The organism is Halomonas sp. LBP4, assembly GCF_003202205.1.
Lineage (GTDB): Bacteria > Pseudomonadota > Gammaproteobacteria > Pseudomonadales > Halomonadaceae > Halomonas > Halomonas flagellata.
Window position 1 is genome coordinate 30,354 of record NZ_PDOG01000008.1, and the last position, 20,302, is coordinate 50,655.

Below are 20,302 nucleotides of genomic sequence, written 5' to 3' on the forward strand. Positions count from 1 at the left end.
ACGCCAGGGATGGCGTCGGTAGCGCCCATGGAGGGGTTCACAGCGCCTCCTCGTAGGCCTGCCGCCAGGTTAGCCTCGAGCGCTATCAGCGCCAGCCGACGCGATCGAAGATGCGAACCGCCTCGGGGTTGTTCTCGCCCAGGATGCTGATGTTGAGGTCATCCTTCTTGAAGTCGCCCCAGGACTCCAGGGTCGGCGCCTTCTCGATGCCTTCCACCACCGGGAACTCGTTGTTGCCGGAGGCGAAGATGGCCTGGGCCTCGTCGGAGGCGAGGAACTCCAGGAAACGGATGGCGTTGTCGCGGTTCTGGGAGCCCTCGACGACACCGGCGCCGCCGACGTTGACGTGGGTGCCGCGGCCATTCTGGTTGGGGAAGAGGATGCCGACCTTGTCCGCCGCTTCGCGATCCGCCGGGTCCTCGGAGTCGAGCAGGCGGACATAGTAGTAGTGGTTGGCCACGGCCAGGTCGCACTCACCGCTGGCGACGCCCTTGATCTGGTCGGTGTCGCCACCTTCGGGCTGGCGGGCGAAGTTGTTGACCACGCCCTGGGCCCACTCCTCGGCGCCTTCCACGCCATGGTGCTCGATCATCGAGGCCAGCAGCGACTGGTTGTAGATGTTGTTGGACGAGCGGATGCAGACCTTGCCCTCGAAGCGCGGGTCGGCCAGGTCTTCGTAACTGCTGATCTCGCTCGGGTCGAAGTTGTCGCGGTTGTAGAAGATGGCGCGGGCCCGCTGGCTGAAGCCGAACCACTTGCCTTCCGGGTGACGCATGGCCTCCGGCAGGCGCTCGGCCAGCACCTCGGACTCGATGCCCTGGAAGATGCCTTCCTGCTCCGCGCGCCACAGGCGGCCGGCATCGACGGTCATCATGACGTCGGCGGGGCTCGCCACGCCCTCGCGCTGGATGCGCTCGATCAGTTGGTCTGAGTCGCCTTCCAGGACGTTGACCTTGATGCCGGTCTGCTCGGTGAAGGCCTCGTACAACCGCTCGTCCGAATCATAGTGGCGTGCCGAGTAGAGGTTGACCTCATCGGCAGTGGCGCTGGTGGCGAAAGCCGAACCGGCCAGTACGGCGGCGAATGGAACGGCGAGACGGTGGCGGTTGATCATTGTGTGCACCTCATGAGCCTGCTGGAGTGAAGGCATTGCCCTTGAATGATAATACGTTGCATTAGCGCAATCGCCATTGAACGCTTTCGCCTGCCTGTCGTCAAGCCCTGGTGATGCTGGCCTGGTCAGTTAAGTGGCTGATGCCATGACGGAAAGCATGAAGCGGTGGAAAATATTGCGAATGCGAGTACATTTCAAACGTATTTACTGGACATTTCGGTTACGATGAGGGCCGTTCTTGCCATTCCGACCAAGCTGCCCTGATGCCATGACCAGCCAACAGAACCAAGTGGAAGCCGGACAGGCCCCGAGTCGCCAGCCACCCGTGTTGTCGATGAAGGGGGTGCACCATTCCTTCGGTCGTCTTGCCGCCGTACAGGGGGTCGATCTGGACGTCGCGCCCGGCGAGGTCGTCTGCCTGCTGGGGCCCTCCGGCTGTGGCAAGACGACCCTGCTGCGCATTGCCGCCGGGCTGGAAGTGCTGCAGCAGGGCCGCGTGTCCCTCAACGGGGGTGCCATCGCGGTACCCCATGGCCGGCATCTGCCCCCGGAGAAGCGTAACGTGGGCCTGGCGTTCCAGGATTCGGCGCTCTTCCCGCACCTCTCCGTGCTCGAGAACGTGACCTTCGGCCTGAAGGGCGAGCCATTGCCGCAGCGGCGCAAGCGCGCGCTGGGGTTGCTCGAGCAGCTGGGCATGGCGGCCTATGCCGATGTCTATCCGCACATGCTCTCGGGGGGGCAGCAGCAACGCGTGGCCCTGGCCCGGGCGCTGGCGCCGGCGCCGCAACTGATGCTGCTCGACGAACCGTTCTCCAGCCTGGACGCCAGGCTGCGAGACCGCATTCGGGACGATACGCTGCATGTCCTCAAGAAGGTGGGCGCCGGCACGCTGCTGGTCACCCATGACCCGGAGGAGGCCATGTTCATGGCCGACCGCATCGCCCTGATGCGCGATGGCCGCATCGTTCAGATGGGCACCCCGCGCGAGCTCTACTGCCATCCCTGCGACCCCTTCGTCGTCACCTTCTTCGGCGAAGTGAACGAGCTGAGTGGCGAGGTGCGCGATGGCTGCGTGCAGACGCCGTTGGGGCCGGTGGCCGCCGGCTGGCTGGCAGAGGGGGCGCAGGCCCAGGTGATGGTGCGTCCGGAAGCCTTGCGACTCACCGCGCGCGATGAGCCGCCCGAGGGACATCGCTACAGTCACGTGATCATGGCCAAGCTGCTGGGGCGCAGCAGCCTGCTGCATATCTGTGCCCATGGCGTGGATGGCCGTGAAGCTCACCTGCATGCTCGGGTGCCCGGCGTCTTCCTGCCCGCCGAGGGGCAGCCGGTGGATATCCATCTCGACCCGTCACAGGTCTTTGTCTTTCCCTCCGAAGCCGGTCTGGCCGGGGCGGGAGCGGCGCAGGGCCATGCTGAGCAGGATCACCGGGATTATGCCCACAGCCACGATAGCCAGTGAGGCGGTGGACGCCTCGGCCAGGCGCTCGTCCGATGCCAGGCTGTGCGCCCGCACGGCCAGCGTATCGAAGTTGAAGGGGCGCAGGATGATGGTGGCGGGCAGTTCCTTCATGACATCGACGAACACCAGGATACCGGCGGCCAGCAGGCTGCCGCGCATGATGGGGGTGTGAATCCGCCGCAGCGTACCGGTGGCGGTCTCGCCGAGGGTCCGGGCCGCCGCATCCATGCTGGGTGTGACCTTGCCGAGGCTGGCCTCGACGGCATTGAACGAGACGGCCAGGAAGCGCACCACATAGGCGTAGACGAGGATGAAGGCCGAGCCGCTGAAGATCAACCCGATGATCACGCCGTGGTGCTCGTGCAGCCAGTCGTTGATGGTGTTGTCCAGCCAGGCGAAGGGGATCAGGATGCCCACGGCGATGACCGAGCCGGGAATGGCATAGCCCAGGGAGGCGATGCGCGTGGCCGTCCGAGTGACCGGGCTGTTGTTGATGCGTGCGCCGTAGCTGAGGATCACCGCCAGTCCGACGGCAATCAGCGCGGCGACCGTGGCCAGCAGCAGGCTGTTCCAGGCGAAGTCGAGAAAGCGCGTACCGAACAGCGCATCTCCCTTCTGGATGGCGAGCTGCAACAGCAGGCCGCAGGGCAGCAGGAAGCCGATCAGCACCGGTATTGCGCAGGCGGCGAAAGCGCCGCTGGCATGCCAGCCGCGCAGGCGGTACTCGGGCAGTTGCTGATAGCGATTCGTGGTGTGGAAATATTTCCGCTTGCCGCGTGACCAGCGCTCGAGCAACACCAGTGCGATGACGAAGACCAACAGGCAGGCGGCGAGCTGGGCGGCGGCGACCTGCTCGCCCATGCCGAACCAGGTGCGGTAGATGCCGGTGGTGAAGGTGTCGACGCCGAAGAACTGCACGGCGCCGAATTCGTTCAGGGTTTCCATCAAGGCCAGCGAGACACCGCCGATGATGGCGGGCCGTGCCAGCGGTACGGCCACGCTGGCGAACAGGTTCCAGGGGCCCCTGCCCAGGGTGCGCCCCACATCCAGCACGCAGACCGACTGCTCGATGAAGGCCGCCCGCGTCAGCAGGTAGACATAAGGGTAGAGCACCAGGGTGATCAGGGTGGCGGCGCCGCCGAGGGAGCGGATGTCGGGAAAGTAGTAGTCGCCATGGCTCCAGCCGAACAGGTCACGCAGCCAGGTCTGCAGCGGGCCGGCAAACTGCAGAAAATCGGTATACGCGTAGGCGATCACATAGGTGGGTACCGCCAGTGGCAGTAGCAGGGCCCACTCGAAGAACCGTCGCCCCGGAAAGCGGCACATGACCACCAGCCAGGCGGTGCCGGTCCCGATCACCAGGGTGCCGATTCCTACCGCGATGGTCAGAAACAGGGTGTTGGCGAGATAGCGTCCCAGCACGGTGCTGGAGAGGTGTTGCCAGACGCCGTCCGTGGGCATGGCGATATGGGCAAGGATGACCAGTACCGGCAAGGCCACGACGGTGGCAATGGCGAGTGTCAGGATGGTCCAGGGTCTGAAGAGATTCGATAGCCGGTGCGCAATGGCGGACAACCCTGTGCTGGAGGATCTAGACAAGCGAGGACTCCTTGCGATGGCAGGGTCTCGGGCCGCAAATGCGAGACCATGGCGGCTGCAAATATTATCAGCTAGGGCATGTGTCTGCAGCCTCGGCAACCCGCCCTCAGACGAAGGCGCCCGCCGTCGGGTGACGGCGGGCGCCTCGTCATGGGGGCGGGCTGTCGGGTCAGTAGCCGAGCAGCATCGATGGCAAACCGGTGACCAGGGCCGGGAAGAACGCCATCAGCACACAGGCCAGGACGATCAGCGCACAGAACGGGATCACCGCCTTGTAGAGGTCGACGATCTCGACCCCCTTGGGTGCCACGCCCTTGAGATAGAACAGCGCATAGCCGAAGGGCGGGGTGAGGAAGGAGGTCTGCAGCACCACCGCGACCATCACCACGAACCACAGCACGTCCACCCCCATGTTCTCGACGATGGGCAGCATGATCGGGAAGCTGAGCAGCACGATGCCGGTCCAGTCGAGAAACATGCCCAGGATGAATACCAGGAACAGCATCAGGATCAGGGCGCCGATGGTGCCCCCGGGCATCGCCATCACCACGTCGTGGATCACGCTCATGCCCCCGCCTCGGGAGAACACCCCGGTGAAGGCGGTGGCCCCCACCAGCACCAGCATCACCATGGTGGTGGTCTTGCTGGCGTCGATCAGGGTGCGGTAGCAGGTACTGGCCTTGCGGTCGCCGAAGATCAGGAACAGCAGGAAGGCGATGGACACCCCGATGGCCGAGGCCTCGGTGGCGGTGGCGATGCCGGTGAACAGCGAGCCCAGCACCCCGAGGATCAGGCCCATGGGCGGCACCACGTACTTGGCCAGCATGATCAGCAGCTCGCGGGTACTGGTCTCGGCACGTTCTGCCGCCGGCACCGGCGGGCCATAGGAGGGCTTGATCCAGCAGATCACCAGCACGTACAGGGCGTACATCACGCCCAGCATCAGCCCGGGCACCAGCGCGCCGGCGAACAGCGCGCCCACCGAGACCGGCGAGTAGCTGGCCATCAGGATCAGCATGATGCTGGGCGGGATCAGGATGCCCAGGCAGCCGCTGGCCATGATCACCCCGGTGCTGAGCTCCTTGTTGTAGTGGTACTTGAGCATCGGCACCAGGGCGATCATGCCCATCACCGCGATGGAGGCGCCGACGATACCGGTGGTGGCGGCGAGCAGTACCGAGACGATGACCACCGTCAGCGCCAGGCCGCCGCGCAGGTTGGCCAGCAGCAGACGCATGGCGTCGAACATGCGCTCGGTGACCCCGGAATCGTTGAGGAAGCGCGCCATCAGCACGAACAGCGGGATGGCCACCAGGACATAGTTGTCCATGGCGTTGCCGTAGATGTTGTTGATCAGGGTGCCGAGCACCTTGACGCCCGGGCCCAGCACGGCGCCCAGCACGGCGACGCCGCCGAGCACGAAGGCCAGCGGATGGCCCATGAACAGGCCGATCAGCAGGCCACCGAACATGAACAGGGTAAGCAGTTCCGCACTCATGCCGAGGCCTCCTGGCGCAGTTCCTGGATGGCGCGGATGACGATGGCGATGGCCTGCAGCAGTATCAGCGCCGCGGTGACGACGATCACCGCCTTCACCGGGTAGACGGGGATGGCGACCATGCCGTAGGTGGTCTCGCTGCGGCTGAAGGAGCGTTCGAAGAAGCTCCAGCCGTAGGTCAGCAGCATCCAGATGAAAGGTACGAAGAAGATCAGGTAGCCGAGGATCTCGACGGCGGCCCGCTTGCGTCGCGAGAGCAGACGCTTGAGCACGTCGACCTCGACATGGGCGTGGTGGCGCAGCCCATAGGCCGCCATCAGCATGAAATGGGCGCCGAACAGCATCTTGGTGACATCGAAGGCCCAGTCACTCGGGCGACCGAAGAAGAAGCGCATGGCGATGTCGTAGATCACGATCAGGGTGATCACGGCGAGGAGCGGGGCGACCAGGCGCCCGAAGCACTCGTTGAAGGTATCGATTGCCTTGGCGATGGCATTCATGGTCGTGGATCTCGGGAATCGGGGTGGATTCGCAATCGTATCGAGCACGGCACGACGAGCGCCGCCGATGGCGAACCAGCGGCGGCGCTCCAGTCGGGCCCACCCGGCGTTGCGGGTGGGCAAGGGGCACCTTTACAGGCAGGCCTCGAGTTCCTCCAGCGACGGCAGGTTGTCGGTGACCCGGCTCATGTTGTAAGGCACCGAAATGTCGCGCCAGTTGGCATAGTGCTCAAGGTAGCTGATCATGGAGTGGTAGACCTTGGCGTGCATCGGATCCTCGCAGGCCCCCTGGAGGATCACCTCGTTGGTGATCTCCTGGATGCGCGCGAGGTCCTCTTCGGCGAGCTGGTTGATCTCGGTGCCGTCCTCGAGGAACTTGACCGTGCCATCGGTGGACTCGCGCTCGGACCAGGCGAGTGACCAGGCCATGGTGGCCTCGGCGGCGATCTTCAGTTTCTCCTGGGTCTCCTCGGAGAGGGCGTCCCAGGCGTCCTTGTTGATCATCACGCCGAATACGCTGGCGGACTGGTGCCAGCCCGGAACGGACCAGTAGTCGGCCACCTCGGAGAAGCCGGCGTTGTAGTCGACCCCCGGTGTGGAGAATTCGGCACCATCGACCACACCGCGCTCGATCGCCTGGTAGATCTCGCCGCCGGCCAGGGTGACCTGGGAGCCGCCGAGCTGCTCGAGCACACGTCCCTGGTCACGGCCCGACAGGCGTACGCGCTTGCCCTCCAGGTCGGCCAGGCTCTCGATGGGCGTGCCACCACGGAAACCTGACTCGTTGTTGGTGATACCGTAGGGCAGGTAGACCATGTTGTACTGGCCGTAGACCTCCTGGTAGAGATCCCAGCCCCCCCACTGCATGATCCAGTTCAGGTAGTCCACGCCGTTGAACAGGCTGGTGGTGGTGGCCAGCGGCGAGAAGGCCGGGCTGTAGCCGGCCCAGTAGCCGGGCCAGTCGCCGGCGGCCTCGATGCTGCCGGTCTGGGTGGCATCGAAGACCTCGGTGCCGGGCATCAGGGTGCCGCCGGCGCGGAACTCGATCTGCAGCTCGTCGCCGGCCAGCTTGTTGACCAGTTCGGCCCAGTGCTGGTCGATCTGGATCAGGTCAAGGTTGTCCGGCCAGGTGGTGGTCATGGTCCACTGTTCCTGGGCCTGGGCGGTGGAGGAGAGGGCCGCGAGGGCAACGCCGGCGGCAAGGCCGGTGAGGGCAAACTGGGTCATCTTCTTCATTGATGCGCTCCCTGATGGGTTTTTCTGTTGTCGAGAAGAAGCAGAAACGCCGAGGCCGCATCCGTTGTAGTCCCTGACCGGTGGCGGCACCGCCTGCCCGCGGCTTGACCGGGTGGGCAGGTCGGCATGCAAGACAAGCTAGCATGGGGCGACTGTCACAATCGATAGGGCGCGCCGAGGGCGACCGCATGGCCGTGAGAGGGCGCGGAAGGCCCGGACGCTCAGTTGAAAGAGTTTTTCAATCAAGGGATTGAATGGTTCGGCGTAACCTCAATTAGCATAGTAGATGTCACCCGCTGCGTTGAATACCGTGCAAAGACAAGACTAAAGTTCAGCCGAAGGGAGGCGCCTTTCCATGCATGACGAGTGCCAGACGGCGGCCATCGAGGTGCTGATCGGCCATGCCCGCACCCTGGCCGGGCGGCACTGGCGTGGCCTGGTCTGGCTGACCGGCGAGCCCGAGGAGTGTCGCTCGCGAGCCCTGGCGCTATGGCGGGCCGGTGACTGGGGCTCGCCGCTCTGGGTGGCGCCGCGGCCATCCGGCGGAGTCGAGGCCCGGCACTGGCTGGCTCCCGCGAAGGCTCGCACCCGGCTGGGCGGCGAGCTGGGGCTGCTGGTGATCGATGCGGTGTCCGATGATGCCGGCTTCGACCCCGAGGCCTTCGGGGCGCTTTCCGGCACCCTGCGGGCGGGGAGCCTGCTGGTGCTGATGACCCCTCCCGATTGGGGCGCGCGTCCCGATGCCGACTACGCGCGGCTGGCGGAACACCCCCACCGGGCCGAGGAGCTGACGGCGCATTACCTGCAACGCCTGGCGCGGCAGCTCTGCCTGGCTCCCGGCGTCGTGCACTGGCCGGCCGCTGGTGAGCCGCAGCTGCCACCACTGCCTGCCTCCATGGCGGCCTCCCTGCCTCCCGAAGATCCCGACTGCCTGACCCGCGACCAGGCCGAGGCGGTGGCGCGGCTCATCCGGCTGCGTCGCCGTCGCCCGCTGGTGCTCACCGCCGATCGCGGCCGCGGCAAGAGTGCCGCGCTGGGCATCGCCTGTGCCCGGCTCCTCGCCGCCGGTGAGCCCCGGATCCTGGTGACGGCGCCGCGTCCATCGGCCGTGGCGGCGTTGTTCGAGCGCCTCGAGGCGCTCTGCCCCGGGGGTAGCCGACAGGGCCATGCCTTCGTGCTCGGCTCGGGTCGGGTCGCCTTCCTCCCTCCCGACGAACTCTCGGCACTGACCCGGCGGGGCGAGGCGGGCGGCCCCGGCCAATGGTTGCTGGTGGACGAGGCGGCGGCGATTCCGGCCACCTTGCTCGGCGAGTGGCTCGAGGCCTTCCCGCGCATTGCCTTCGCCACCACCGTGCACGGCTACGAGGGCTCGGGGCGCGGCTTCGCCCTGCGCTTTCGCCAGCGCCTCGAGCGTCGCACCCCCGAGTGGCACGACTATCACCTGAACGCGCCCATCCGCTGGGCCGCCGGGGACCCCCTGGAGGCCCTGGTCACTCGCCTGTTGCTGCTCGATGCCGAGTCCGGCGATGCCAGGGAGGCCCCGGTGACGATGCGGCGCGTTCGGCGTGCCGAGCTGGCCGACGACGAGCGGCGTCTGGGTGAGCTGTTCGGGCTGCTGGTCCAGGCCCATTACCGCACCACCCCGAGCGACCTGCGCCGCCTGCTGGACGGGCCGGGCGTGGCCATCACCACCCTCGAGGCGGGGGCTAGCCCCCAGGCGGTGCTGGTCACCACCGACGAGGGCGGCTTCGATGCCGAGCTGGCCGAGCGGGTCGCCCGTGGGGAGCGGCGGCCGCGAGGCCATCTGATGGCCCAGTCGCTGGCCGCCCACGCCGGTTGCCGCGACGCCCTGTCGGGACGGCTGCGCCGGGTGCTGCGGATCGCCGTGCACCCCGGCCAGCGGCGCCGTGGGCTCGGTCGACGCCTGCTCGAGGCCGAACGGCAGCGGGCCCGCCGCGACTCGATCGACCTGCTGGGGGCGAGCTTCGGTGCCGAGCCGGGGCTGATCGCCTTCTGGCAGGCGCTTGGCTTTCGTGCCGTGCGACTCGGGCTGACCCGTGAGACGGCCACCGGCGAACACGCCCTGATGGTGGTGGCGCCGGTCAGCGCCCGGGGCGAGGGACTGGCCGTCGAGCTCGAGACCCGCTTTCACCGCCAGCTGCCGGGGCTGCTGGCCTTCGAGCTCGCTGGGCTGGAGCCCGAGGTGGCCGCGGCCCTGCTCGCCGAGGGGGACGGCCCGATGCCGGCCCCCGGCGACCTGCGTGACATCGATGACGTGGCCTTCGGCCATCGCGAGCCGGCCCTGGTCCGACCGGCGCTGCAGGCCCTGGCGCGCCGGGCCCTGGCCACCGGCCTGTCCCCTGCTGCCCCGGACCTCTGCCTGCTGGTGGCCTGGGCCTTCCAGGGGCACGGTACGGCCCGGCTGGCGGCCCGGCTGGGGGTGTCGGGGCAGCGGGCGGTCACCACTCGGTTGCGCCAGGCGGTGGCGGCCCTGCGCGAGCGGATCGCCTGAGGCTTTCCATGCCTCGGGGCGGTGGGTAAGGTAGCCAGGTAGACGCCGAAGAAGAATTCGCATGAACGCACATCTCGAGCAACTCTCGCCGCAGCCGCTATGGCGCCACTTCCGTACCCTGTGCAACACGCCGCGGCCCTCCGGTCAGGAGGCGGCCCTGGTGGCCCGCCTCGAGGAGTGGGCCGAGGCGCGGGGCCTCGCCCATGACCGCGACGCCTTCGGCAACCTGCGCCTCCGCAAGGCCGCCACCCCCGGCCATGAGCGCTCACCCGGCGTGATCCTGCAGGGCCACCTGGACATGGTGGCCCAGGCCAACGCCGACCATCCCCATGACTTCACCCGCGACCCCATCGACACCTATGTGGCGGACGGCTGGCTGCACGCCCGCGATACCACCCTGGGGGCCGACAACGGCCTGGGCGTGGCGGCGGCGCTGGCGATCCTCGAGGACGAGACCCTGGTGCACGGCCCGCTCGAGGCGCTGTTCACCCTGGAGGAGGAGTCCGGCATGGGGGGCGCCCTGAACCTGGCCGAGGGCTGGCTGGAAGGACGGGTGCTGCTGAACCTGGACTCCGAGGACCGTGGCCAGGTGTTCATCGGTTGCGCCGGCGGCGCCGATGTGGTCGTCGAGGCCCAGTTGCCCACCGCTGCCCTGGGCGGGGACGAGGTCGCCGTGCGCCTGTCGCTGACCGGCCTGGTCGGCGGACACTCGGGGATCGACATCCACAAGGGGCGCGGCAATGCCAATCGCCTGCTGGTGCGGGTGCTGCGTTCGCTCGAGGCCTTCGATGCGCGCCTGATCGACTACCACGGTGGCACCCTGCGCAATGCCTTGCCGCGGGAGGCCTTCGCCAGCCTGGCGCTGCCGGCCGCTGAGCTCGATGACGCCCGCGAGCGCGTGGCGGCGCTCGAGGCCGAGCTGCGCGACGAGCTGGCCGGGGTAGACGAGGGGCTGTCGCTGGCACTCGAGCCGCTGGACGAGCGGCCCGCCGAGGCCCTCACCGGCCATGCCAGCCGCATGCTGATCGGGGCGCTGCACGTGGCGCCTTGTGGCGTCGAGCGCATGAGCTGCGAGATGCCCGGCGTGGTGGAGACGTCCAACAACCTGGGCGTGGTCAGCCTGGCGAACGGGCGCTTTCAGCTCTGTGCCTTGGTGCGCTCGCTGCGCGACAGCGCCACCGCGGACCTGTCTGACCGCTTCCGTGCCCTGTTCGACCTGATCGGTGCCCGCACCCGGGTCGAGAACGCCTATCCGGGCTGGACCCCGGCCCCCGAGAGCGCGCTGCTGGCGCGTTTCCGCCGCCTGCACCAGGCGCGCCTGGGAAGCGACCCCGAGGTGCTGGTGATCCATGCCGGACTCGAGTGCGGCATCCTGGGTGGCAAGTACCCGCACCTGGAGATGATCTCCTTCGGCCCGCTGATCCGCGGCGCCCACTCCCCCGACGAGCGGGTGGAGCTGGCCTCGGTGGAGGAGTTCTGGGGGCTGCTCAGGGCGCTGGTGGAGGACCTTGCCCTGCGAGACTCGGCCTGACGGAAGGCGTCGGGGCCGAAGGGGCCCGGCGCCACCGTCGCGGAAGGGTCAGTGGTTGACCTGGATACGCAGCAGCGGATAGCCATCCACCGTCACCAGCGGGATATCGGTATGGCCACGGTAGTCACGGTAGTAGTGTCGGCGCGGCCGCTCCGAGTAGTAGTGGTGCTCGACCACGTGGCGTGGCGGCCCCGCGCGGTGGTAGCGGTACGCTCTGTGCTTGTGATGGTGCCTGCCGCGATCGGCACGATAGTCGTGCCGGTGGTAGTGGTGGTGCACCTGTGGCCCGTAGTAGCCGCCGTGGTGTGGCCGGTCGGCCATCGCCGGCAGGCCCATGGCCAGGGTCAAGGCCGCGATCGCGGCAGCCATCAAGAGTCGTTTCATGGGGGTGTCCTCCGAGGATGTGCCGGTGGCGTTGGTGATTCACCCCTGCGTTCCCTGTCCGGATTATAGCCGCCGGCGGGCCAGCTATCGCACGGTGTTCACTGATATGGCAGGCTTTTCCCGATTCTCTCCACATTCGAGGATGCGATGATCGAGCAGCTGCAAGAGGCCGGCCTGGGCTGGCTGGTGGCGACGGTACTGGGGGCGCTGCTGGTGACGCTGACCGGGCTGGCGCTGGCCTGGCGGCGGCGACTGAAGGCGCTTGAGGCGGCCCGGGCCGAAGGCGAGGTCGCCGCCCGGCGCCTCGAGCAGGAGCTGGTCCACAGCGATGCCCAGCTCGACGCCAGCCGTGAACGGCTCGCGGCCACCGAGACGGCGCTGGCCGCGGCCCGAGAGCAGCTGGCCGAGCGGCGTGAACGCTGTGCCTGGCTCGAGGCCGAACGGGAACAGCTGGCCTGTCGCCACCGCGAGCAACTGGCCCTGCTGGAGGAGGCGAGGGCCGGGCTCAAGGAGGAGTTCCACCAGCTCGCCGGGCGCATCTTCGAGGATCGCCAGCGCGCCTTCAGCGTGCAGAGCCGTGACAGCCTGGAGGCGCTGTTGCGGCCCTTCCGCGAACAGGTTGACCAGTTTCGTCGCCGGGTCGAGGAGCTGCACGGCCAGGAGCAGCGTGAGCGCGGCTCGCTCAAGGCCCAGCTCGAGCAGCTGGCCGGGCTCAACGCCCGTCTGGGCGACGAGGCCGGTGAACTGGCGCGGGCCCTCAAGGGCGATCGCAAGATGCAGGGCAACTGGGGCGAACTGATGCTCGAGACGGTGCTCGAGCGCAGCGGCCTGCGTCGCGACATCGAGTATCGCCGCGAGGTCTCGCTGCACGGCGAGCAGGGCCGCCAGCGGCCCGATGCGGTGATCTACCTGCCCGAGGAGCGCCACCTGATCATCGACGCCAAGGTCTCGCTGACCGCCTGGACGCGGGTGGTCAATGCCGACGACGACGCCGAGCGCGAGACGGCGCTGAAGGCTCACCTGCAGTCGCTGCGCGACCATGTCGGCGGCCTGTCGGCCAAGGCCTACCCCGATCTACCGGGGCTCAATTCACCGGATTTCGTGTTCCTCTTCATACCGGTGGAGCCGGCCTTCGCCGCCGCCTTCGAGCGCGACCCCGAGCTCTTCCAGGATGCCTTCGCCCGCCAGGTGGTGCTGGTCACTCCCACGACCCTGCTGGCCAGCCTGCGCACCGTGGCCGGGCTGTGGAGCCTGGAGCGCCAGAACGACAACGCGCGGCTGATCGGCGCGCGAGCCGAGCGGTTGTTGACCAAGTTCAGCGGCTTCGTCGAGAGCCTGGAGGACATGGGCCGCCATCTGGAGCGGGCCCGGGAGAGCCATCGCCAGGCGATGGGACGGCTTTCCACCGGCCAGGGCAGCCTGGTGGCCCAGGCCGGAGAGCTGCAGCGGCTGGGGGTGCGCATGAAAAAGCCGCTGCCGGCCCACCTGCGTCGCGCCGCCGCCGAAGCGATGGCGGATGGCGCCGACGACGAGACATGACGCCGGACCAGCCCCGAGCGCTACCGCCATCTGCGATAGCCCTGTCACGCCCCGGGCATCGCCCTCAGCAGCCGCACCAGGCTCTCGGCGCGGTCGGCCAGCAGCTCGGCGCAGCGCTCGAGGGCCTCGTCGAGTGCCATGGGGCCATCGGCCAGGGCGAAGGCGGCGGTGACCCCCTCGTCGAAGGCTGCCTGCCAGCCCGGTGCCAGGCGCCCGGCCAGTACCACCACCGGGACCCCCCGACGCCGAGCTGCCCGCGATACCCCGACCGGGGTCTTGCCGGCCAGGCTCTGGCCGTCGAGCTGGCCTTCGCCGGTGATCACCAGGTCGGCGTCGTCGAGCAGGGCAGCGAAGCCGGCCTGGGCCATCACCAGCTCGATGCCCGGGCGCAGCTCGGCCCCGAGGAAGGCCCGGGCGGCGAAGCCCATGCCGCCGGCGGCGCCGGCACCGGCCAGGTCACGGTGATCCTCGCCCAGCGCCTTGGCGGCGAGGTCGGCGAAGCGCCCCAGCGCCGCATCCAGGCGCTCGATGTCGGCCGCCGTGGCGCCCTTCTGGGGGCCGAACACCGCACTGGCGCCGTGGCTGCCGAGCAGCGGATTGTCCACATCCACCGCGGCTTCCACGGCCACTCCGCTCAGGCGTGGGTCGAGCCCCGACAGGTCGAGCTCGGCGAGTCGCTCGAGCGCCGCGCCGCCGGGGGCGAGCTCGTGGCCCTGGGCGTCCAGCAGCCGGGCCCCCAGGGCGACGAGCATTCCGGCACCGCCATCGTTGGTGGCGCTGCCACCCAGGGTCAGCAGCAGGTGCTCGGCACCGGCATCGAGCGCGGCACGGATCAGTTCGCCGACGCCGCGCGTGGTGCTGTGCAGGGCGGTGCGTTCGCTCGGGGTCAACTGCTGCAGGCCGCTGGCCTCGGCCAGCTCCACGTAGGCGGTGCGACTGGCCGGGTGCCAGCCCCAGTCCGCCTGGCTCGGGCGGCCCAGGGCGTCGTGGACCTCGGCCGTGTGCCGCTCGGCGCCGGTGGCGGCGATCAGGGCGTCCAGGCTGCCTTCGCCGCCGTCGGCAAGCGGGCATTCGAGGGGTACGATATCGTTCCCGGCACGGACGATGCCGCAGGCGATGGCTCGAGCGGCCTCGGCGGCCGGCAGGGCATCCTTGAAACTATCCGGGCAGATGAGAATCTTCATGGGGGTACTCGCGTCACGGAATCTCGACCCAGCTTAGCGGGCGTCGGCGTTGTGCTGAAGCTCCGGAACGTTTTCACTCCGCCGGCGCCGCGCGTACACTGCCCGCATCCATGACCGGGAGACTGTCCATGCGCCTCTGGTTGTTGCTCCTGCTGCTGTCGGTGCTGGCAGGCTGCCAGACCAGTCCCTCTGTCTTGCCGATGGCCGACCCTCGGCCGGCCGCCGAGTGCCGCTGGCCGGTCGCCGGTGACTCGCCTGACTCCCTGCTGCGCCGGGCCGTGTCGGCGCTGGAGGCCGATGGCTTCCTGATCAGTCATACCGACCTGTCACTGGGGCTGGTCGGTGCCGAACGCACCCGGATACTACCCGGCTATGGCGATTTCCATGACCCCTGGGGGCGTAGCGGCTTCTTCGGTCACCATGGGCTGGGCCGCCGCGGTGGCTTATCCAGCGGTGTGGGGGTGATAGTGGGCTTTGGTGGTTTCAGCAGCATTAACCGTGACGCCACCGAGCTGGAACGGGTCTCGCTGGCGGCAGGGGCCGAGGAGGTTCGCGTGTCCCGGGACATCCAGGTGTTCGACTGGCGGGGTGGGCTACGACAGTCGCGCAGCGCCAGCAACAGTGACTTCTGCGGCCACCTGCGCAGCGCCATCGAGGCCATGCCGGCCGAGGAGGCGCCATGATGTTCCGACTGCCCGCTGTGCTGCTCATGCTCTGGCTGGCGGGCTGTGCCACGCCGGCGCCGGCTCCCGAGCCGCGGGAGCTGAACGTTGCCGCCTCGCCGGACGCCACCCTGGCGGCGGCCATGGCGGTGCTGATGGATCGCGGCTATGTGATTCGCCATGCCGACGGCGATCTGGCCCGTGTGGAGGCGGCACTGGCCCGCTGGCCCGGCTATCGGGTCCAGCTGCAGGTCGGCGCGCAGGGCGATGACAGTCGAGTCAGCGTCACGGCCACCCGGGGCGGTCGACCCATGGCGCCTCACACCCTCGACCCCCTGCTGGTGGAACTCCAGGATCGGCTGGGGCTCTTACCTTGACGTCTCACTCACCCCCAACGTTCGTCACCATGAAGGCAAGCTCGTCCATGACCTCTGTTTCTCTCCGGCATCGCCTCGTCGGTGTGGCCCTCTTGACTCTCGGATTGTCGCTGCCGGGCCTGGCACAGGCCCACCCCCATGGCTGGATCGATCTGCGCATGCGGCTCATGTTCGACGACGAAGGGCGACTCGAGGCGCTCTATCAATCCTGGCGCATGGATCCCTTCTACAGCCTGGTGGTGCTCGAGGAGCTCGGCCAGGCGGAGGGCGAGGGTGGCCTCGAGGCAGGCCTCGACCGGTTGGGGGTGGAGATTCGCGACAACCTGGCGCCCCAGGGGTATTTCACCGAACTGCGCCTGGACGGCGAGGTGGTGGCCCTCGGCGAGGTCAACGAGTACACCGTGATGGAGCGAGGCGGGCGGGTCGAGTTCGTCTTCCTGCTGCCCCTGGCCGAGCCGCTGGTGCTGGGCGGGGAGACGCTGCGCTACCAGGTGTTCGATCCGAGCTACTACATCGAGGTGGTGCACGAGGATGATGACGGCACGCCGCGCGACGATGCCCTGGTGGTGAGCGGACGGGAGTGCACCACGGGTATCCTTCCTGCCGACCCGGACCCGGAGCGGGTGATGGAGGCCTCAATGCTGGATGTCACCGATGAGGCCGAGCCGGGGCTCGGCCGCTACTTCGCCGAGACCGGGGAGGTGACATGCGGCTGAACACCAGGCGGCTGCTGACGGGGCTCGGCATCCTGCTGCTGGTGGCCGGCTTGTACCAATTGTTCCTTCAGGGCGGCTTCCCGTCGCTGACCCTGCAACTGGTGGCCTGGCAGCGCGACTTCCACCGTGCCCTGACCCTGGCCATCACCGAACTTTCCGGCACCCCTTCGCCGGCCACCTGGGTGACCCTGCTCGGGATCAGCTTCGGCTACGGGGTCTTCCATGCCGCGGGGCCGGGCCACGGCAAGGCGGTGCTGACCACCTATCTGCTCTCCCAGGGTGGCGCCAAGCGTCGTGCCCTGGCGCTCTCCTGCACCGCTTCCCTGCTGCAGGGGCTGGTAGCCATCACCCTGGTCGTGGTGCTGGTCCATGGCCTGGGCTGGCTGACCCGGCAGGCCATGGGCAGCGTGGCCTGGGTGGAGCAGGCGAGCTTCCTGATGGTGGCACTGCTGGGGGCCTGGCTCTGCCTGCGCGCCATCCGCCAGCTGCGTCGCCCGCTACCGGCGGTGGCGGGAGAGCGCCAGGCAGATGGGCATGGGCACGACCATCACCACCATGATCACTCTCCACACTGCTGTGGCGGCGTGCACCATGTCGCCCCCCGGCAGGCGAGCGACTGGCGTACCGCCCTGGCCACGGTGGTGGCCATCGGCATCCGTCCCTGTAGCGGTGGCGTGCTGCTGTTGGGGGCCGCGACCCTGCTGGGGCAGTTCCCGGTCGGGGTGGCGGCGGTGCTGGTGATGTCGCTGGGCACCGCCCTGACGGTCTCGGGGCTGGCGCTGGCCAGCGTGATGGCACGGGGTTGGGCCGAGCGCCGCCTGGCCCGCCAGGGCAGTGCTCACCGTGTCGGTCGGCTGCTGAGCTGGGCGGCGCTGGGCGGCGGGCTGGCCATCGTGGTGCTGGGGGTATCGCTGTCGATGACCGGCGTCAGCCAGCCGACGACCGCACCGCTACTGGGCGAACCGCCCAGCCGTGGCGCCGGCGAAGGGGCATCCCGCCCCCCCTTCGGCGGTTGAGCATCACTCGAGCGCCAGCCCCTCGATCTGGGCGAGTAGCTGACCGCGCATGGCGGCCAGGGCCTCCAGGTTGTAGGGTTCGGGCTCGCCCCGACCCCATACCGGTGCCGGCCAGGCCGCATCGCCATGGCGTCGGACGATGACATGGACATGCAGCTGGGCGACCACGTTGCCGAGGCTGGCGATGTTGAGCTTGTCGCCCCGGAGGCTTTCCTTGAGAGCGCGACCCACCGCGGTGGCCTCGCGCCAGAGTTGCTGTTGCTCGGCGTCGTCGAGCTGGTACACCTCGCTGACGCCTGGGCGACGCGGCACCAGCACCAGCCAGGGATAGCGGGCGTCGTTCATCAGCCGCAGCTGGCATAGCGGCAGCTCCGTCACCGGGTAGCTGTCCTCCACCAGACGGGCATCCGGTTCGAAATCGGACATCGCTGGCCTCCTTGAATTGTCGGGTGTCTCTCCTTGCCTGTGGGCATCATGACACAGGCCGTGGCGCTCGACGCCTCGATTTCCCCCGGGCGCCTGCGCCGGCTATGCTGGGCGGCGCTTTCGAACCGACGCGGAAAGGAATCCTGCATGACGCTTCTCGAGGTGCTGGCCCTGCTGGTGATCGGCGTGGTGGCCGGCTTCATCAACGTGCTCTCGGCGGGTGGCTCGATGCTGACCCTGCCGTTGCTGATGTTTCTCGGTCTCTCGCCCCAGGTCGCCAACGGCACCAACCGGGTCTCCATCGTGCTGCAGAGTGTCTCGGCGGTGGTCAGCTTCCTGCGCGCCGGTGCCCGTCACGTCGAATTGAGCCTGCGGCTCTCGGTGCCGGCGGTGGCCGGCTCGTTGCTCGGCGCCTGGCTGGCGCTCAGGGTCAGCGATGCCCTCTTCGAGACCCTGCTGATCGTCGTGATGGCCGGCTCGGCGGTGCTGATGCTGCTGCCCCAGCCACGCCTGGACACTCGACCGCTGACCGCCGATCGCCTCACCCCGGTGGTCTACCTGGCGATGTTCGCCATCGGGCTCTACGGTGGCTTCATCCAGGTGGGCGTGGGCGTCCTGTTCATCGTGGTGCTCTATCGCATGCTCAGGATCGACCTGGGCCAGGTGAACGCCTTCAAGGTGCTGATCATCCTGGTCTATACCCTGCCGGCGCTGGCGGTGTTCCTCTATCACGACCAGGTGCGCTGGGGCTATGGCCTGGTGCTGGCCGCCGGCAGCATGGGTGGCGCCTGGCTGGGCGTGATGGTGAATGTCAGCCCGCGCGGCGCCCTGTGGGTCAAGTGGCTGACTATCGCCGTGATCGCCGCCATCATCCTGCGGCTGCTGCTGGGTTGAGAAGGCGCCCTGTTCTTCCCGCCGGACGGTGCTAGAGTGAAAGCGTACGGGCAGCGATGTCGGGCCCGGTCATGGGAAAGGAGTTCGAGATGAAACGCATTCTGGCGGTTGTGATGCTGTCACTGTTCACGCTGTCGCTGCTTTCCGGCTGCAACACCATGCGCGGGGCGGGTGAGGACATCGAAGAGGGTGGCGAGGCGATCCAGCGCTCCACTTATTGAGGTTTTGCGGACCGGAACGGGACACCCGTGCCGGCCTTCTCGTCAGGGAAGAGGAGAATGCCATGCGCTTGAAGATCGCCGGCCCCTTGGTCATCGGCCTGGTGGTGGCCGCCTGCGCCTCCATGTCGTCGCCCCCGCCCCGTGATCCCGCGCCGCGGCCTCCCACCGTGAGCGAAGGCGGCGACGGCTGCGGTGCCGGTCCTGTCCAGGACCGCGTGGGCCGCCACTATGGCGAGTCACTGGGCGAAGCGATCCGCCGTGAAAGCGGAGCCGGCGCCTTTCGTGTGATGCGTCCCGGCGAGGCCCATACCCTCGAGTACCGTGGCGACCGGCTCAATGTCCGCCTGGACGAGGACGGCGTGATCACCGCTATCGGCTGCGGCTGAGGCCTCGCCCGACGGGCTCACTCGTAGCGCTGCTTCCAGCGCTGTCGGCTGACCTGCTCCTTGATCACCTCCAGCATGTCGACGAGCACCTGTTCGGTGACCCGGTCGGTATGGTCGTCGACCCGTAGCCAGGCCTCGAAGCCGCTGTCGGCGAGGTGCTCCACCAGCAGGTTGAATTCCGGCGAGCGCAGGCTCCCGATGGCTTCGTGCACCAGGCGGCAGGCGATATCGCTCAGCGAGTCGTCCAGGGCTCGGGCGACCTGGCCGCCCAACGGCAGGCGCCTGAGGCGCTTGATCTCGGGGCTCTCCGCGAGGGTCCGTCCGACCAGGGCGCTGATGTATCGCATCAACTCGCTGCGGTTGGTCCGGTAGGCGCTGTCGACCATCTCCTCCAGGCGCCGGCTGATCTCGCGGATCAACTGCTGCTTGCGCGGCATCACCACGTCCTCGGCGAGGCGCGTCGACAGGGAATCGCTACCGCGGACCTGGTCCTGGATGTTGTCCAGCAGGCGCACGGCGATACGGTCCGAGAGCTCCTCCATCAGGATGTCGTAGTACTTGGCGTAGACGCCATACAGTCGCCACCGGCGGATATCGATCAGCCCCAGCCGCTGCAGTCGGTGCAGCAGCGAGACGACGCGCAGCACCCGCAACAGCCGGAACCCCCCCACCGGAATGCAGCCCAGCACGTCGTACCAGTGCACGAAGGGGTAGAAGAACCAGCGATGGTAACGGCGCTCGAGGATGGCCGCGGCCCAGCCCAGCAGGACGTCGATCACGAAGACCGCCACGAAGGCCAGGTCGATGGCGACGAAGTTGGCATGGACATGGCGGTCGTAGGCGTCATGCAGCCCCGGCGCCACGGCCTCGAAGGCGGCATTCAGCGGCGACAGCAGGAACAGGCCGTCGAACAGCAGCAGCGCCAGGTTGGCGATGACCAGCACGATGATGAGCAGGTCCCAGGCCAGGTGGGTGCGCTCCAGCAAGGCAGGCGGTGGAGCTCGGTCCGGTAGAGGGCGGGACATGGCGCCTCCTTGTGCCTCGT

At 68.3% G+C, this 20,302-nt stretch carries 20 protein-coding genes; 11 read left to right on the plus strand and 9 right to left on the minus strand.

Translation table 11 applies throughout. From position 1 onward, the window contains the following. Positions 1-85: 85 nt before the first annotated feature. Positions 86-1,114 carry a Fe(3+) ABC transporter substrate-binding protein gene (locus tag CR157_RS19440; RefSeq protein ID WP_110285201.1) on the minus strand — a complete coding sequence of 343 codons (1,029 nt, stop codon included), beginning with the start codon at positions 1,112-1,114 and terminating at the stop codon, positions 86-88. A 268-nt stretch (positions 1,115-1,382) separates the two neighbouring features. On the opposite strand from CR157_RS19440, the gene CR157_RS19445 reads away from it, so the two are divergent. Further along, the gene (locus CR157_RS19445; RefSeq protein ID WP_110285202.1) at positions 1,383-2,576 is read left to right on the plus strand and encodes an ABC transporter ATP-binding protein; all 1,194 of its coding nucleotides are present in this window, start codon (positions 1,383-1,385) and stop codon (positions 2,574-2,576) included. On the opposite strand, the gene CR157_RS19450 is transcribed toward CR157_RS19445, so the two are convergent. From CR157_RS19450 to dctP, 4 genes are all read right to left on the minus strand, one after another. Continuing rightward, on the minus strand, positions 2,466-4,175 hold the full coding sequence (locus tag CR157_RS19450; protein WP_110285203.1) for an ABC transporter permease: 1,710 nt from the start codon (positions 4,173-4,175) through the stop codon (positions 2,466-2,468). The two genes, CR157_RS19445 and CR157_RS19450, sit on opposite strands and share 111 nt — an antisense overlap. A gap of 169 nt (positions 4,176-4,344) precedes the next feature. Then, on the minus strand, positions 4,345-5,673 hold the full coding sequence (locus tag CR157_RS19455) for a TRAP transporter large permease (RefSeq protein ID WP_110285204.1): 1,329 nt from the start codon (positions 5,671-5,673) through the stop codon (positions 4,345-4,347). Then, on the minus strand, positions 5,670-6,173 hold the full coding sequence (locus tag CR157_RS19460; protein ID WP_110285205.1) for a TRAP transporter small permease subunit: 504 nt from the start codon (positions 6,171-6,173) through the stop codon (positions 5,670-5,672). Before CR157_RS19460 ends, CR157_RS19455 begins: the two co-directional genes overlap by 4 nt. A gap of 132 nt (positions 6,174-6,305) precedes the next feature. Further along, the gene (gene dctP, locus CR157_RS19465; protein WP_110285206.1) at positions 6,306-7,409 is read right to left on the minus strand and encodes a TRAP transporter substrate-binding protein DctP; all 1,104 of its coding nucleotides are present in this window, start codon (positions 7,407-7,409) and stop codon (positions 6,306-6,308) included. Positions 7,410-7,764: 355 nt separating this feature from the next. Here dctP and CR157_RS19470 point away from each other — a divergent pair, with 355 nt between their 5' ends. Beyond that, positions 7,765-9,921, plus strand: a complete 2,157-nt coding sequence (locus CR157_RS19470; protein WP_110285207.1) for a tRNA(Met) cytidine acetyltransferase TmcA — start codon at positions 7,765-7,767, stop codon at positions 9,919-9,921. Between the two features lie 61 nt (positions 9,922-9,982). After that, on the plus strand, positions 9,983-11,452 hold the full coding sequence (locus CR157_RS19475; RefSeq protein WP_110285208.1) for an aminoacyl-histidine dipeptidase: 1,470 nt from the start codon (positions 9,983-9,985) through the stop codon (positions 11,450-11,452). 48 nt (positions 11,453-11,500) lie between these two features. Here CR157_RS19475 and CR157_RS19480 read toward each other — a convergent pair whose 3' ends face one another. Continuing rightward, positions 11,501-11,836: a hypothetical protein gene (locus CR157_RS19480; protein ID WP_110285209.1), complete on the minus strand. Its 336-nt coding sequence runs from the start codon at positions 11,834-11,836 to the stop codon at positions 11,501-11,503. Positions 11,837-11,983: 147 nt separating this feature from the next. Between CR157_RS19480 and rmuC the strand changes: the two genes are divergently transcribed. After that, a complete protein-coding gene (gene rmuC / locus CR157_RS19485) occupies positions 11,984-13,375 on the plus strand; it encodes a DNA recombination protein RmuC (protein WP_110285210.1) in 1,392 nt (463 codons plus the stop codon). Between the two features lie 44 nt (positions 13,376-13,419). Here the strand turns inward: rmuC and CR157_RS19490 are convergent, their stop codons facing one another. After that, positions 13,420-14,559: a glycerate kinase gene (locus CR157_RS19490; RefSeq protein WP_110285211.1), complete on the minus strand. Its 1,140-nt coding sequence runs from the start codon at positions 14,557-14,559 to the stop codon at positions 13,420-13,422. 128 nt (positions 14,560-14,687) lie between these two features. Between CR157_RS19490 and CR157_RS19495 the strand changes: the two genes are divergently transcribed. The 4 genes from CR157_RS19495 to CR157_RS19510 are packed head-to-tail and all read left to right on the plus strand — an operon-like array spanning position 14,688 to position 17,330. Further along, positions 14,688-15,242, plus strand: coding sequence for a hypothetical protein (locus CR157_RS19495; RefSeq protein ID WP_110285212.1), 555 nt, complete (start codon positions 14,688-14,690; stop codon positions 15,240-15,242). Then, positions 15,239-15,598 carry a hypothetical protein gene (locus CR157_RS19500; RefSeq protein WP_110285213.1) on the plus strand — a complete coding sequence of 120 codons (360 nt, stop codon included), beginning with the start codon at positions 15,239-15,241 and terminating at the stop codon, positions 15,596-15,598. The genes CR157_RS19495 and CR157_RS19500 overlap by 4 nt, the downstream gene beginning before the upstream one ends. A gap of 29 nt (positions 15,599-15,627) precedes the next feature. Beyond that, positions 15,628-16,314, plus strand: a complete 687-nt coding sequence (locus CR157_RS19505) for a DUF1007 family protein (RefSeq protein ID WP_373681029.1) — start codon at positions 15,628-15,630, stop codon at positions 16,312-16,314. Continuing rightward, positions 16,305-17,330, plus strand: a complete 1,026-nt coding sequence (locus CR157_RS19510) for a nickel/cobalt transporter (RefSeq protein WP_110285215.1) — start codon at positions 16,305-16,307, stop codon at positions 17,328-17,330. Before CR157_RS19505 ends, CR157_RS19510 begins: the two co-directional genes overlap by 10 nt. A gap of 3 nt (positions 17,331-17,333) precedes the next feature. On the opposite strand, the gene CR157_RS19515 is transcribed toward CR157_RS19510, so the two are convergent. Beyond that, on the minus strand, positions 17,334-17,756 hold the full coding sequence (locus tag CR157_RS19515) for an HIT family protein (RefSeq protein ID WP_110285216.1): 423 nt from the start codon (positions 17,754-17,756) through the stop codon (positions 17,334-17,336). A 147-nt stretch (positions 17,757-17,903) separates the two neighbouring features. Between CR157_RS19515 and CR157_RS19520 the strand changes: the two genes are divergently transcribed. The 3 genes from CR157_RS19520 (at position 17,904) to CR157_RS19530 (ending at position 19,257) form a co-directional block, all read left to right on the plus strand. After that, a complete protein-coding gene (locus CR157_RS19520) occupies positions 17,904-18,650 on the plus strand; it encodes a sulfite exporter TauE/SafE family protein (RefSeq protein ID WP_110285217.1) in 747 nt (248 codons plus the stop codon). Positions 18,651-18,739: 89 nt separating this feature from the next. After that, positions 18,740-18,871, plus strand: a complete 132-nt coding sequence (locus CR157_RS19525; RefSeq protein ID WP_110285218.1) for an entericidin A/B family lipoprotein — start codon at positions 18,740-18,742, stop codon at positions 18,869-18,871. Positions 18,872-18,933: 62 nt separating this feature from the next. Further along, entirely contained in the window at positions 18,934-19,257 is a 324-nt protein-coding gene (locus tag CR157_RS19530; RefSeq protein ID WP_258364239.1) for an I78 family peptidase inhibitor, read from the plus strand. Between the two features lie 17 nt (positions 19,258-19,274). On the opposite strand, the gene CR157_RS19535 is transcribed toward CR157_RS19530, so the two are convergent. Beyond that, positions 19,275-20,282, minus strand: coding sequence for an ion transporter (locus CR157_RS19535; RefSeq protein ID WP_110285219.1), 1,008 nt, complete (start codon positions 20,280-20,282; stop codon positions 19,275-19,277). Positions 20,283-20,302 lie beyond the last annotated feature (20 nt).

Bases quoted from the DNA above. Each gene is read 5' to 3' on its own strand.
- CR157_RS19440 (WP_110285201.1), bottom strand. From the start codon at position 1,114: ATGATCAACCGCCACCGTCTCGCCGTTCCATTCGCCGCCGTACTGGCC.
- CR157_RS19445 (WP_110285202.1), top strand. From the start codon at position 1,383: ATGACCAGCCAACAGAACCAAGTGGAAGCCGGACAGGCCCCGAGTCGC.
- CR157_RS19455 (WP_110285204.1), bottom strand. From the start codon at position 5,673: ATGAGTGCGGAACTGCTTACCCTGTTCATGTTCGGTGGCCTGCTGATC.
- CR157_RS19460 (WP_110285205.1), bottom strand. From the start codon at position 6,173: ATGAATGCCATCGCCAAGGCAATCGATACCTTCAACGAGTGCTTCGGG.
- dctP (WP_110285206.1), bottom strand. From the start codon at position 7,409: ATGAAGAAGATGACCCAGTTTGCCCTCACCGGCCTTGCCGCCGGCGTT.
- CR157_RS19470 (WP_110285207.1), top strand. From the start codon at position 7,765: ATGCATGACGAGTGCCAGACGGCGGCCATCGAGGTGCTGATCGGCCAT.
- CR157_RS19475 (WP_110285208.1), top strand. From the start codon at position 9,983: ATGAACGCACATCTCGAGCAACTCTCGCCGCAGCCGCTATGGCGCCAC.
- CR157_RS19480 (WP_110285209.1), bottom strand. From the start codon at position 11,836: ATGAAACGACTCTTGATGGCTGCCGCGATCGCGGCCTTGACCCTGGCC.
- rmuC (WP_110285210.1), top strand. From the start codon at position 11,984: ATGATCGAGCAGCTGCAAGAGGCCGGCCTGGGCTGGCTGGTGGCGACG.
- CR157_RS19490 (WP_110285211.1), bottom strand. From the start codon at position 14,559: ATGAAGATTCTCATCTGCCCGGATAGTTTCAAGGATGCCCTGCCGGCC.
- CR157_RS19495 (WP_110285212.1), top strand. From the start codon at position 14,688: ATGCGCCTCTGGTTGTTGCTCCTGCTGCTGTCGGTGCTGGCAGGCTGC.
- CR157_RS19500 (WP_110285213.1), top strand. From the start codon at position 15,239: ATGATGTTCCGACTGCCCGCTGTGCTGCTCATGCTCTGGCTGGCGGGC.
- CR157_RS19505 (WP_373681029.1), top strand. From the start codon at position 15,628: ATGAAGGCAAGCTCGTCCATGACCTCTGTTTCTCTCCGGCATCGCCTC.
- CR157_RS19510 (WP_110285215.1), top strand. From the start codon at position 16,305: ATGCGGCTGAACACCAGGCGGCTGCTGACGGGGCTCGGCATCCTGCTG.
- CR157_RS19515 (WP_110285216.1), bottom strand. From the start codon at position 17,756: ATGTCCGATTTCGAACCGGATGCCCGTCTGGTGGAGGACAGCTACCCG.
- CR157_RS19520 (WP_110285217.1), top strand. From the start codon at position 17,904: ATGACGCTTCTCGAGGTGCTGGCCCTGCTGGTGATCGGCGTGGTGGCC.
- CR157_RS19525 (WP_110285218.1), top strand. From the start codon at position 18,740: ATGAAACGCATTCTGGCGGTTGTGATGCTGTCACTGTTCACGCTGTCG.
- CR157_RS19530 (WP_258364239.1), top strand. From the start codon at position 18,934: ATGCGCTTGAAGATCGCCGGCCCCTTGGTCATCGGCCTGGTGGTGGCC.
- CR157_RS19535 (WP_110285219.1), bottom strand. From the start codon at position 20,282: ATGTCCCGCCCTCTACCGGACCGAGCTCCACCGCCTGCCTTGCTGGAG.